This window comes from Moorena sp. SIO2C4 (genome assembly GCF_010672485.1).
In the GTDB taxonomy this organism is placed as follows: Bacteria; Cyanobacteriota; Cyanobacteriia; order Cyanobacteriales; family Coleofasciculaceae; genus Moorena; species Moorena producens.
This window is the reverse complement of record NZ_JAAHGN010000086.1, coordinates 1-12,513: the sequence shown is the minus strand read 5'-3', so window position 1 is coordinate 12,513 and position 12,513 is coordinate 1. Positions and strand designations below refer to the sequence as shown.

The following is a 12,513-nucleotide window of genomic DNA, read 5'->3' as shown; positions in this document are numbered from 1 at the left end:
TGGATATTTTCCAATCCTTCCTTAACCACACAGTAAAGCTGATGATTGGTTTGTAACGGCAGCTGGGGCAAATCTATTTTGCTTTTAACCGTTATGGATGGGTTGGATGTAAAAGATTCCAGCAGCTGTGGCAGGGCCTTATTGAGATCAAAGGTCTCTTCTCGCATGGTGGTCACTGCCCGACGCACTTCTTGTAAGGATTGGCTGGCCAGCAGTTTGGCCGTGTCTAACGCTGGTTGAAGCTGATTAGAGTTTCGTTCGTAGAGTCGTTGTGCTAATTCTAGCTGCACATCAAGGGAGGTCAAAGTATGCCCCAATGAATCATGAATATCGCGAGCAATGCGGGTGCGTTCTAAATCTGCGGCTAGCAATTCAACTTCCTGAGTTAAAGCGATTGCTTGCTGACGACTCCTGTACTCAGCCACTAAGCTTAAACAAAGCAGCGTAATTAGCACACTCAGAGAAATATAGACTACAAGTTCAGTGAAAATCAGTTGCGCAATAAATACTTGGGGAGTCTCTTGAAGGGTTTGTAGGTTTTTTTCAAAGCGAGCTTGCTGCTCTGCAATCGGTTTTGAGAGATCAGTTAGTAAATCATTCGTTAACCGCCACGCAAAACCTACATGCCAGGTAATGCCGACTAAAACAACCGTGATGATCACGTCCCGACGACGCAACAGAAAACAGCTTTTGGCTAAGTATAGAAAGACAAAGAGACCGAGACCGGCATCACTAAAGATTATTGTCACCAACACACAGGAAATTCCGGCAAAGACATAAACTCGTCGCTGCCACATGGGGCGACGGATTGGAAAGAAAAAGCTCAGAATGGCCAAAACTCCCAATACACAAAAGCTTATTAGGTAGTCACTGCCCTTGGTCTCGTTGGACAATGATTTATTCAGGATGAGGAACAGCAATAGCAGGATGGTCATGATCAAACATGCCCATTCCAGATAGCGCAGGATTTTAGGAATTGAAGGATTAATGGTGGAAACCTGAGGAGTTGTCCGAGCTGACATCAGCTTACCTAATGCTTATGACTGCTTCTACAGCTTATGAAACTTATGGATAAATTTCCATGACAAACGTCATGTATCCATATGACCTTTCGCTATAGTCAGTTTGAAATGGCCTGTTTAATATTGAATTATAAGCAACTCTTCAGAGGATACGGTTTGTCATGAAACAATTTCAATTTGGTGCAGGTTTGATGATGTCTATTAGTTTGATGGGTTTTAGCCTTGGCAATCCACCGCTGCCCCTAACGGCAAAAACTGCTAGCGCTGCTGAAAGTCAGACCGCTGTAGCACCGTTACTTCAGCGGGAACTATTCTTTGGCGATCCAGAGATTACGGGTGCCCAGCTTTCCCCCGACGGTCAGTTTCTGGCCTTTCAAAAACCTCTAGACGGCGTGATCAATGTGTGGGTTAAGGGCATCAATGAACCGATGGAAGCTGCTCGTCCAGTCACGGCTGATGCTGAAAGCCCAATTATAATTTACTTTTGGAGCGCCGATGGTCGTTACATTCTCTACGCCCAGGATAAAGGGGGCAATGAGAATTTTCACATTTATGCGGTTGAAGCTAAATCTTTAGGTGAGACTAGCCCGGTAACCCGCGATTTAACCCCTGTAGAGGGGATTACGGCCAGTATATATAGCGTTCCTAAACGGACTCCCAACCACATCATTATCGGTCTTAACGAGCGCAATCCCCAGTTTCATGATGTCTATCGTTTGGATTTGACAACAGGCGAGCGGACGCTGTTGATTCAAAATGACGATAATATTGCCCTCTGGACAACGGATTTAGACGGTAATGTGCGCATCGGCTATCGCCAAACCCTGGAAGGGGGGCATGAGATTCTGGCGGTGCAAAAAGATGGATTAACACCTGTTTACACCTGTCGAATTGAAGAAACCTGTGTCCCCATTCGCTTTCATAAAGATGGCCAACGGGTGTATCTGATCAGCAATCGGGATGGGAATTTAATCCAGTTAGAGCTGCTTAATCTCGAAAGCCAACAGAGTCAGGTCGTGGAAGTTGATCCTGAAAACCAGGTGGATTTTGGGGGTGCAGTGTTTTCACAAGCGACTGATGAGTTGATTGCTACCTCCTATATTGGCGATCGCATCCGCATCTATCCTCAAAACGACAAGATAGCGGCTGATCTAGCCTTTCTGAAACAACAACTGCCCGACGTTGATATTGTGTTGCAATCCCTTACCCTGGATGATCGCTTTGCGTTGATTGGAACCCGGAGCGATGTGAATCCCGGGTCTACTTATCTATTTGATCGTAGTACTCAAACCCTGGAAAAACTCTACGATGATCGGCCAGAGCTGCCCAGGGAACATTTGGCCACCATGCAGCCGATCCGCTATACAGCCCGTGATGGTCTAGAGATTCCAGCCTATCTGACCCTGCCCCAGGGGGTAGACCCAGTGAACTTACCGGTGATTGTCATGCCCCACGGTGGACCTTGGGGACGAGATATGTGGGGGTACAAGCGGTTTACCCAGTTTCTGGCTAATCGCGGTTACGCCGTTCTCCAACCCAACTTTCGAGGGTCTACTGGCTATGGTAAAGCTTTTCTCAATGCCGGTAACAACGAATGGGGCACGGGTGCGATGCAGCATGACCTGACGGATGGCGTGCAGTATCTGATTGATGCAGGGATTGCCGATCCCGAGCGTGTGGGAATTTTTGGTGTCTCCTATGGAGGCTATGCCACCCTAGCTGGTTTGGCATTTACACCAGATATCTATGCCGTTGGCGTATCCTATGTGGGGCCATCGAATCTGATTACCTTGCTCAAGTCAATTCCCCCCTATTGGGAATCGATGAAGGCTACCTTTGCTCTGCGGCTGGGAGATCCGGATGATCCGAGCGATCGCTCCCGTCTAAAAGCCCAGTCACCCCTGTTTTCCGCCGACCAAATTCAGGCCCCACTAATGGTAATTCAAGGAGCCAAGGATCCCCGGGTTAAGCAAGCGGAATCGGACCAAATTGTGGCCGCATTGCGAGATTTAGGCCGACCGGTGGAATATTTGATTGCCCCCGATGAAGGCCATGGTTTCCGTAAGGAGATCAACTCGCTGGCCATGACAGCTGCATTAGAGAAGTTTTTAGCTGAACACCTGGGCGGACGTTACCAGGCCGAGATGTCTTCAGAGGTACAAGCTAAACTAGAAAAATTAACTGTTGATATTGACACTGTCACAGTTAATGAATCCAGTGAGCCTGAGATTGTTGAGCTTGACCCAGCAATTTACAACCGCTATTTGGGAACCTACGAGTTACTCCCTAATATGCAGATCGCTATTCGAGTCGAGGACGAACAACTACTCGCCCAAGCCACAGGGCAGGAAGCGTTTACTCTTTACCCTGTTTCAGAAACTAAATTCTTGGCTCAGGTTGCAGATATCACGATTCAATTCAATTTGTCAGCAGATGAAACGGTTGACGGACTAACACTTTATCAAGCGGGTCAGGAATTGATTGCATCCAAGGTGAAGTAATTGAATAGATTGAGATTGGGGGCACACTGCTGTGTGTCCCGTCAGAATTCAAACGATACTAACGAGGAGCCTCTAGTTATGGAAACAGAAAAGACTCAACGTACTGCAATACAAGTATTAACTCAAACGGCAGCAGGTGCGGCTGCCGGATTACTGGCGGGCATCGCTATCATGTCTATCTATCGATGGCTTTGGCATGTAGAGATATCTTTGAACACCATAATGCTTTTAAGCATCGGCTTCTCCATTTACTGTGGAGTTTTATCTGCTTGGCTAGGGAAAAGATTCTGGAATTTACTCGGTAGCTTTATCAGCTATATCAGCTGATATTTGGTGTGAGGCAAGGCTCCCTTAGAGGAAACGGTTAAGGGACTCACCCTTTATCAGGCGGGTCAGGAATTGATTGCCCCTAAGGTGAATTAGTGCTATCCATTTAGTTTAAGCGATCGCATTCCCTCTTTTCCGCTTCCCCTGCTTCCTGGGGATACCGAACCAATGGTACAATTACAGACATTGGTGGATCAGCTTTATGACCAGTTAGGCTACGACTATTTTATTGACTATAGCAGCAATCCACCATTGCCTTGGTCGGAGGATGATGTAGAATCTTGGGCAGGATGTCGCCGATAAAATTTTTGAATCAGGACAAAAATTAACAGAAAGATAAATGTTCGCAGATTGCCCAACCTTTTTTATCCTTACTCAATTATCCATTAAGCGATCGCGACTTATATAAACTCCCCAAAATCCCAATGTAATTACCCGAAGTGACTTCTTTATCTTCTGCTCCCTCGTTATATCTCAATTGCCAGGATTAACGGTTATGTCAAGTCAACTAGACCCCCTACTGAAGCTAATAGTTCCACCATCTTTGGACCTCAAAGTAAATCACCAACAGTTTGAACAATTAGCCACTGCTAACCGAGACCTGAGATTAGAAAGAACTGCCCAAGGAAAATTGATTGTGAATCCACCAACAGGATGGGAAACCGGTAAAAGAAATCTTAGTATTACCAGGCAATTAGGAAATTGGTATGAGGAAAACCCAGAAAAAGGAGAAGCATTTGACTCTTCTACCGGATTTGAACTTCCCAGTGGCTCGAATCGTTCCCCTGATAGCTCTTGGGTGTCACGTCACCGCTGGGATGCACTCACCGAGGAACAAAAACAAACGTTGTCTTGATGCAGTCGCTCATGGGGGAAACCCCCAAGACCGCGCTGCATCGCTCCCTAAAGTTTGTCCTGATTTCGTAATTGAGTTGCGATCAAAGTCTGACAGTCTCAAGGAGCTACAAGCAAAAATGCAAGAATACATTGACAATGGCTTGCGCTTAGGTTGGCTGATTGACCCTCAGAATCGACGGGTTGAAATCTATCGGTCAGGACAAAAAACTGAGGTTATAGATAATCCCAACGAGTTATCTGGAGAAGCAGTGCTTCCCGGTTTCAAACTTAAATTACAAGGAATTATAACCTGATTTGTTGGGAGCATGTCCTGGAGGTGCGCCAAAGGCGATCGCAGCAGTTTGATTAGGTGCGATTCTCCTAGGAGAATCGCAAACCAAAATCGTTTTATAATGTAGAATTATACATTCTAAATTCTAAATTCTAAATTCTACATTCTGCCCTCCTTCAAGCACAATCGTTGTCTTGATGCAGTCGCTCCAATAACTCCTTCGGAATAGTCTCAAAATCCTCCAACAAAAAATCCATAATCGCCAGATGGCGCAAGTGACCAGCAGTGGGAGGGTAACAGCGACGACTGGTGGAAAACCAGCCATTAACCGTGTGAACGGAACAAGAGCAGATCAAAGCTATATCTTCGTGAGTCAAGTCCCACTTTTGGTAAAACCGTTGGGGTGTCATACCCAATTGGCAGTAACTGTACAGTAGAATCAAGATTTGCTCTCGCTTCTTGATGCAGTCGCTCATGGGGGAAACCCCCAAGACCGCGCTGCATCGCTCCGTGATCGGATAGGGATAGATATTTTCATCCCTCGGCTCCGTCTGTTGTCGAAGCTGTTCAAGACGCTCCATCGCTTCGTGATAATCGATGGGATGATGAACAAATCGTTGTTTTGCCATTATTATAGAGTTACCTAAACTGTAGTTTGGGAAAGAGCCGCGCTTGTCGTTGACACCCGCAAAGCGCGGCTCTTTTTGGTATGTTTATATTATAAACATTGGCTATGGTTGTTGTCAAGTATAAAATAAAAAAAATCAGGATAATTTATATTTTTTTAATAAATATTTACAATTTTATAGTTATAATAGTAACAAGTTTAGCTAATAGCTGAAATCGGTAATAAAGCAAAAGTAAAGGTAAGCTATCAACTATTATTTATCAGTTATAAGCTAATGCGCTAGGCGCACGCTACGCGAACAGCTTTTGAATCAAAGAGGTAAGCATTCGTTTAATGCTGAGTTAAATCCCAGCGTCGTTCGCACAGCGTGGCCAAACGCGCACGCGTGGCCGTTCGCGTAGCGTGGCCAAAAGGCCAAAAGGCCAAGGCCAAAGCCTGTGCCACACGCGAACGAGGTTTTTTTGAAGCTGACCGCTGACCGCTGACCGCTGACCGCTGACCGCTGACCGCTGACCGCTTACGAATTCTTGATAAATTCTTGATTTTCCGGGATTAGCATTTCTCCCAGGTTAGGGTAGTAAAGAAGCAGTTAGGAGAGTTTACGATTATGGAATCCCATGATTTTTTGATGTTAGTTCTGTTACTAAGTCCTGGTATGTTGCTTTCAGCAGTTATTATGCTCACCTTTGCCGCTGGTGGCTAAGCTCGACAAAGTCTAATCAACGACTCTCTAGCTCAAATAGCTAAAAAATTGGCGTTGCTGAATCTTTGAATCAATAGGAGTAGAGTGGGCATCCTGCCCGCCCCAAAAGATCGCCGAACAGGCAAGATGCCTATTCCACAAAACTCTTACAATCCTTCTATTATTAAGCAACATCCAAAAATGAGTCAAGCCGTGGGAGATACAGTTAATTGCCTTGGCTTGGGAGAAATATCTGAGTATTTCTATCAAGAGTATTCCTATCAAGCAATAATCCCACGGCACCTTCAAGCTTTAGTGCTGGAGTTGTTAAATTTCCCGGATCACGGTCTGACCATCCTTAACTTCTCCAACTAGAACCAGATCGGTAACCCCAACAAATAAACCATTTTCCAGAACACCAGGAATATTATTGATAGTTTTTTCTAGCTCAGCTGGGTTATCAATGGCGTCAAATTTAACATCAACGACCATATTCCCTTGATCCGTAATCACTGGTCCAGCTTTTTTGACCCCCATGCGCAGTTCCGGTTTACCCCCTAGCTTTTGAATAGCATTCATAACTGGTGTGATTGCCATCGGGATAACTTCTACAGGCAATAGGAAGGTAGACCCCAAGTTTTCAACTATTTTAGTGCTATCCACCACTACGATAAATTGTTTGGCCAGGGAATCTACAATTTTCTCACGGGTGTGGGCAGCGCCACCCCCCTTAATCAAATTTTTCTGGGGATCAACTTCGTCAGCACCATCAATCGCTACATCAATGTGATCCACTGCATCGAGGGTAGTCAAAGGAATGCCGTACTGTTTCGCCAAGACTTCTGCCTGGAAAGAGGTGGGGATCCCTACAATATCCTTAATTTCTCCAGAGTTTAAGCGATCGCCTAAAAACTGAATTGCATAGGCAGTCGTTGAACCAGTGCCTAGCCCCACAATCATTCCCGACTGCACCCGCTTGGCAGCTGCTTTGCCAACTTCCTGTTTCATTAGCTTAATGGGGTCAATTTCTGCACTCATAACAACGTTAGTGGTTAGTGGTTAGTGGTTGTTAGTGGTTAAAACTTAAGTTTTAGTTCACAACTGATAATTGTAAATCGATTGGGTAACAGACGATCCAAAATTACCTGATCTCCCTTTTAAATGACCATAAACCTATCGGGATTTGGCACTGATCATGAACCAAAAAAAATAAAAGACTCTCTGTCTGCCAGAATGAGTCAGATATCGAACTATTGAAGTAGTATTATCAGCAGTACTATCAGCAGACTGGTCAAACCCAGGCACTTGGTGATTAGATCTTTTATTGAGAAATTATAATAAGCCCACGCCTCCCTGACGGGTAGGACGTAGGGCTAATCTTACCAGAATTGGTAATGGAAATCAGTTAGATGTATCCCAACTTAAGAGTTAGTGGTTTGAGCCGATAACAGTTCTTTCAGCTTTGCCAATTCCTTAGCCCAACGGGGATCGGGTTGAATTCCACCGGGGTCAGATGTAGTCTGTTGATGCTTACGCTTATTAGACTTATTCTTGTTGTTGTTACGGCGAGGGGGAGGATTGTTGCTGGTAGATGAGGTTGATGCCTGATTGGGTTTTTCTTTCTCCTTAGATGGTTCTTTCTCTTGATTCTTAGATCGTGGCAGGGCTTTTTCAATTTTCAAGGCAGTATCCTTGAACATAAGACCATTGAACTTTTCAATGAATTGATCAGCCTCCTCATCCGTTGACACTGTGACGAAGCCAAAGCCCCGACATTTACCAGTTTTACGATCTTTAATCACTTTTGTGCTAAAGTTGTCACCGGCTTCAGCAAAAATAGCTTGCAGCTCATCACGGTTTACTTCTTCTTTAGGTAAGTTACCTATGTACAGACGAATAGACATTTAGAGATACCTCCGGGCTATAACAAAAAAAAAGGAAAAAATTGTTGACACCAGTCACTAGGGTGGATAAGGAGAAATTTGAGCGACGAACACTTACCACGTCTAGACAATCTTCTGACGTACCTTACCAACCTCAACTGAACAGACGGATGCAGTAAAATCAAAACTCCTATATACCACATGTTCGGAGCTACTACGACCCACACGTTGACCTCTGGTTTACCATTAGCTCCGATTCTAGTTAACAGTTTTTTACTTACTCTAATCTAATTATTACAGAATGTTTACACCATATCATGGACATAATCAAACATTCAGTCGGTTAGTGATTATAACATTGTATATTCCCAGATGAAAGTCTTAAGCTCTAAAAAATAGGTTGTGATGCCTTCCGATAAATTTCGTCACCAGTTACGTCTTGAAGCACAACAATGGCAAACAGAAGGGTTGATTGATGCTGGCCTATACGCTCAATTAGCGGAACGCTATCAATTTAGTGACCTGGAAGTAGCGGCCCGTAATCGATTCGTCGTAATTTTGCTAGTACTAGGCAGTCTTCTCTTAGGCTTGGGCATGATCACCTTTGTGGCAGCCAACTGGCAAGCCTGGTCTCGGTGGTTGAAAGTGACCTTGCTTCTGAGTGTCTTCTTCGGGATCAACATTGCTGGCTTTTATCTATGGCGAGACCCAACCCAAGGTAGGCATTGCCGTTTGGGACAGGGTTTATTACTTTTAGGAGCCCTGACTTTAGGAGCCAATATAGCACTGATGTCCCAAATGTTCCACCACAGTGGACCACTCTATCAGTTATACCTGATTTGGGGATTAGGAGTCTTAGCCATGGCTTATAGCCTACGCTTGACCCGATTAGGGATGCTGGCAATGGTCTTGATTGGGTTAGGGTATGTGCGAGGAATCTCCCAGCCAGAATTTCTAGCAATCACAGAGTTGTCTTGGCTAAGGCTAATCATACAACATATGCCAGTGTTTGCGGGTTTACTGTTTATTCCCCTGGCTTACTGGTGCCGTTCACGATGGATGTTTCGCTTAAGTGCGATCGCAGTAGTTGCTGGCCTGGAATGGAACTTGATCAACTTCGAGCTATGGCCAAATCCTGCTTGGATTGCTGCGATCGCATGCGCCCTACCACCAGCCTTGTTATGGTCATACGGGGATTTCCTGGGAACAATTCAGCCCAACCTCCAGGAATTTAATCGCACAGCCCGCACCCTTGGGATCACTTTCCTCAGCCTATCATTTTATTTTTTGTCTTTCCACGTGTTATGGGATAGTTCACCATCAGTCAAACCCCTAGTTGACGTCACCTCAATACTCTTGGAACCTGCCGTGATTGATAGTGTCATTTTAGGTAGCTTAACGATCTGGGCGTGGATAAAACTGTTGCGTCGAGTGGACTCAACAACTAAGGTTGTGGCTACTATGATTGTGATCAGCGCCCTAGTTCCCTATTGGCATCTCAGTATTGGTATTCTACCCATATTAGCCGTATTCATCTTCAATCTGCTTTTATTCCTAATCGTCATCGGTTTAATCCGCGCCGGACTAGCAGAGGGGAAACGAGGTTTATTCTGGGGTGGCATGGTGCTACTGACGCTGCAAATTTTGACCCGGATGCTGGAGTACGATACTGGTTTATTAGTCAAATCCATAGTCTTATTCCTCTGTGGGCTAGGTATTATTGGTGCTGGACTATGGTTTGAGCGCTATTTGAAGTCTGAATTATGATTTATGAATTATAAATTATGACTTATGAGCATTAATTCTGAGTATTCCCGTCCTATACCAAGCTGGCGATTCTGGGTACCTCTTTTATTTCAAACCGCACTAATTATTACTGTTCCCACCCAGGCAATTTACACTACAGTGACTGGAAAAACTGTCATCCTTCAGACAGCGCCAGTAGACCCTTACGAACTTTTGCGAGGCTATTCCCAAACTCTAAGATACGATATCTCTAATCAGGACAACTTACGCAATCTTCCTGGCTGGCAAAAATTGCCCAAGCAACAACCTAATGGCAACAAGGTAACCTTTATCAAGCCTGGTACCCGTTTTTACCTAATTTTAGAAGCACCAGACTCATCCAACTCAACTCAACTACCAATACCCTGGAAACCAGTAGGCTTAAGTGCCAAATTACCTTTCCGACTACCAGCTAATCAGATTCCCCTCAAAGGTGTTGCTAACTATGGCTCGATTGAGTACGGATTGGAAACTTACTATATGCCAGAAGACCAACGGGAACAAATTAATGAAGAATTAAATAGTGCTAGGCAAGAGAACTCTAACCTACCGATATCACCACCACCAATTGTGATGGAAATTAAGGTGGATGCTCAAGGGAATGCTTTACCAATCGGAATCTGGGCTCTGGTAAGTAAGGATTCTAAACAGCAGATTCGCAAGTATCGATTTTAAGAGGGAATCGGGAATCGGGAACGGGGCAAATAGTGTAAACCACATTTAATCCTACCCTACACCGAATCGCCTTGGGCGAACAACATTTTTTAATTAAGAATTAAAAATGTAGAATGTAGAATTGCAAATTTTACATTCTTAATTCTGCATTATGCATTGTGACATACAACCTTGGCCAAAAGGCCACGCTAAGCGTTCAACCCTTAATCAACCCGCCAGTTAAACGGTAAAATAGAATAAATCCCCTTCGGGTCATTGAAGGTTGTTAAAATTGCCAAATCCTCTTTTAGCTTTAGTAATTCTGTAGTTAGTGGCTCAGGTAATTGTCGGCTTGTGACCCTAACATCATTAGTCAGCGTCTCCAGAATCCTTTCCTCGAAACTAGGAATTTTTGGATACTCTTCTACTTTCCAATCATCCTTTAACTTAGCTTGCTGAGCTGCATACTTAATAGCATCATTAATACCCCCAATCTCATCAACTAAACCTATCTCTTTGGCGTCTATACCTGACCAAACCCGTCCCTGAGCAATATCTTTCACCTTGCCCTTAGGCAATTTACGTGACTCTGCTACTTTGTCAATGAACTGGTCATAAATCTGATTAACCATGGTTTGGTAGATTGCCAACTCTTGGTCTGTTTTGGGACGGACAGTACTTTGAATATCGGCTAAAGAACCTGTTTGTACAATATCCCAGGTCAGACCATTGTTGTTAGCTAATTCTTGGATATTAAAAAGTACACCAAAGACACCAATAGAACCAGTGATAGTATTTGGCTCAGCAAAAATTCGGTCGCTATAGGTAGAAATCCAGTAGCCACCAGAAGCTGCCACATTGCCCATCGACACAATCACTGGCTTTTCCTCACGGATAAGCCGCACTTCCCGTTGAATAATCTCAGAGGCTGTAGCACTGCCACCAGGACTATTAACCCTTAGCACTACTGCTTTAATATCTTTATCCAGCCGTAGCTCGCGCAGCTGTTTAGCAAAGCGTTCACCCCCCACTTGCTCAAAGTTTCCCTGACCGTCAACAATGCTACCCTCGGCATAAATTATGGCAATTTTATGCTTAGACTTGCGATTTTTAGAGTAAGGACTTTTCGCTCTAGCGTAAGTAGCCAGCTTAATTTTCCGGAACGATTTATCCTTTTTCTTTTCTCCAGTAAGCTCCTTGAGAGTAGCAATCACCTCATCGAAGTATCCAACTTGATCCACCAAACCTTGAGTTTTGGCCTCTGATGCGATCAACATCCCTTTAGTATTAGCGATCGCTTGCAAGGTCTTGGGAGTAATCTCACGACTTTTCCCCACTGTTGTCAAAAATTCATCCCAAAGATCATCTAACAATTCTCGAGTCTGTTCCCGACTTTCAGGACTCAGCTGTTTGAGCAAGAACGGTTCAACTGCGGACTTATACTTGCCAACTCGAACCACCTGAACACCTATACCATACTTTTGGAGAGCTCCGGTCAAAAAAAGTTGGGGAGAGTTCAAGCCATTGATTTCTACAACGCCCATCGGGTTAAGAATTATCGTATCCGCAACCGAGCTAAGATAGTATTCTCGTTCTCCCAAATCCACGTCATAGGCAATAATTTTTTTCCCAGCAGCTCGGAAACGCTCCAGAGCCTCCCTTACCTCCTTGAGATTTGCCAAGCCAGTGTTGCCAACAGTTTTAGATGCGGATCCATCTAGGTAGAGGGCAACAATGCGCTTATCCTTAGTTGCCTTATCTAGAGTATCGAGGACCTTGCGCAAAGGGATGATATTGGTTTGTTGACCCGATAACACCTCTTCAATCACTTCACTGGTGCTTGAGGTAGGATTGGTATCGCTGATATTGACCGATAAATCAAACACCAGCACTGATTTATCA

Annotated in this window: 10 protein-coding genes and 2 pseudogenes; 7 read left to right on the top strand and 5 right to left on the bottom strand. The window is 44.5% G+C overall.

The window, feature by feature from the left end:
* The coding region (locus F6K20_RS07340; protein ID WP_287294264.1) for a sensor histidine kinase at positions 1-1,022 on the bottom strand (1,022 nt) is incomplete at its 3' end.
* 161 nt (positions 1,023-1,183) lie between these two features.
* Between F6K20_RS07340 and F6K20_RS07335 the strand changes: the two genes are divergently transcribed.
* The 4 genes and pseudogenes from F6K20_RS07335 (at position 1,184) to F6K20_RS07320 (ending at position 5,001) form a co-directional block, all read left to right on the top strand.
* A complete protein-coding gene (locus tag F6K20_RS07335) occupies positions 1,184-3,523 on the top strand; it encodes an alpha/beta fold hydrolase (RefSeq protein WP_287294263.1) in 2,340 nt (779 codons plus the stop codon).
* A 78-nt stretch (positions 3,524-3,601) separates the two neighbouring features.
* Positions 3,602-3,850 carry a hypothetical protein gene (locus tag F6K20_RS07330; RefSeq protein ID WP_287294261.1) on the top strand — a complete coding sequence of 83 codons (249 nt, stop codon included), beginning with the start codon at positions 3,602-3,604 and terminating at the stop codon, positions 3,848-3,850.
* A gap of 108 nt (positions 3,851-3,958) precedes the next feature.
* Positions 3,959-4,153, top strand: a pseudogene (locus F6K20_RS07325) (DUF4058 family protein); the annotation flags it as partial.
* A gap of 193 nt (positions 4,154-4,346) precedes the next feature.
* Positions 4,347-5,001 (top strand): annotated as a pseudogene (locus F6K20_RS07320) (Uma2 family endonuclease).
* Positions 5,002-5,155: 154 nt separating this feature from the next.
* On the opposite strand, the gene F6K20_RS07315 reads toward F6K20_RS07320, so the two are convergent.
* Positions 5,156-5,608: a hypothetical protein gene (locus F6K20_RS07315; RefSeq protein WP_287294259.1), complete on the bottom strand. Its 453-nt coding sequence runs from the start codon at positions 5,606-5,608 to the stop codon at positions 5,156-5,158.
* An 828-nt stretch (positions 5,609-6,436) separates the two neighbouring features.
* Here F6K20_RS07315 and F6K20_RS07310 point away from each other — a divergent pair.
* Positions 6,437-6,664, top strand: coding sequence for a hypothetical protein (locus tag F6K20_RS07310; protein ID WP_131826996.1), 228 nt, complete (start codon positions 6,437-6,439; stop codon positions 6,662-6,664).
* Here the strand turns inward: F6K20_RS07310 and rpiA are convergent.
* Together rpiA and F6K20_RS07300 are read right to left on the bottom strand one after the other, a co-directional pair.
* Entirely contained in the window at positions 6,617-7,327 is a 711-nt protein-coding gene (gene rpiA / locus F6K20_RS07305) for a ribose-5-phosphate isomerase RpiA (RefSeq protein ID WP_287263188.1), read from the bottom strand. The genes F6K20_RS07310 and rpiA overlap by 48 nt on opposite strands.
* A gap of 383 nt (positions 7,328-7,710) precedes the next feature.
* On the bottom strand, positions 7,711-8,193 hold the full coding sequence (locus F6K20_RS07300; RefSeq protein WP_287263187.1) for an RNA recognition motif domain-containing protein: 483 nt from the start codon (positions 8,191-8,193) through the stop codon (positions 7,711-7,713).
* Positions 8,194-8,577: 384 nt separating this feature from the next.
* Here F6K20_RS07300 and F6K20_RS07295 point away from each other — a divergent pair, with 384 nt between their 5' ends.
* Complete coding sequence (locus tag F6K20_RS07295; protein ID WP_287294256.1) at positions 8,578-9,939, top strand: DUF2157 domain-containing protein; 1,362 nt, start codon at positions 8,578-8,580, stop codon at positions 9,937-9,939.
* Positions 9,940-9,963: 24 nt separating this feature from the next.
* Positions 9,964-10,632 carry a GDYXXLXY domain-containing protein gene (locus F6K20_RS07290; RefSeq protein WP_287294253.1) on the top strand — a complete coding sequence of 223 codons (669 nt, stop codon included), beginning with the start codon at positions 9,964-9,966 and terminating at the stop codon, positions 10,630-10,632.
* A 203-nt stretch (positions 10,633-10,835) separates the two neighbouring features.
* Here F6K20_RS07290 and sppA read toward each other — a convergent pair.
* Positions 10,836-12,513, bottom strand: a 1,678-nt coding sequence (sppA, locus tag F6K20_RS07285; protein ID WP_287294251.1) for a signal peptide peptidase SppA, incomplete at its 5' end; no start/stop codon positions are given.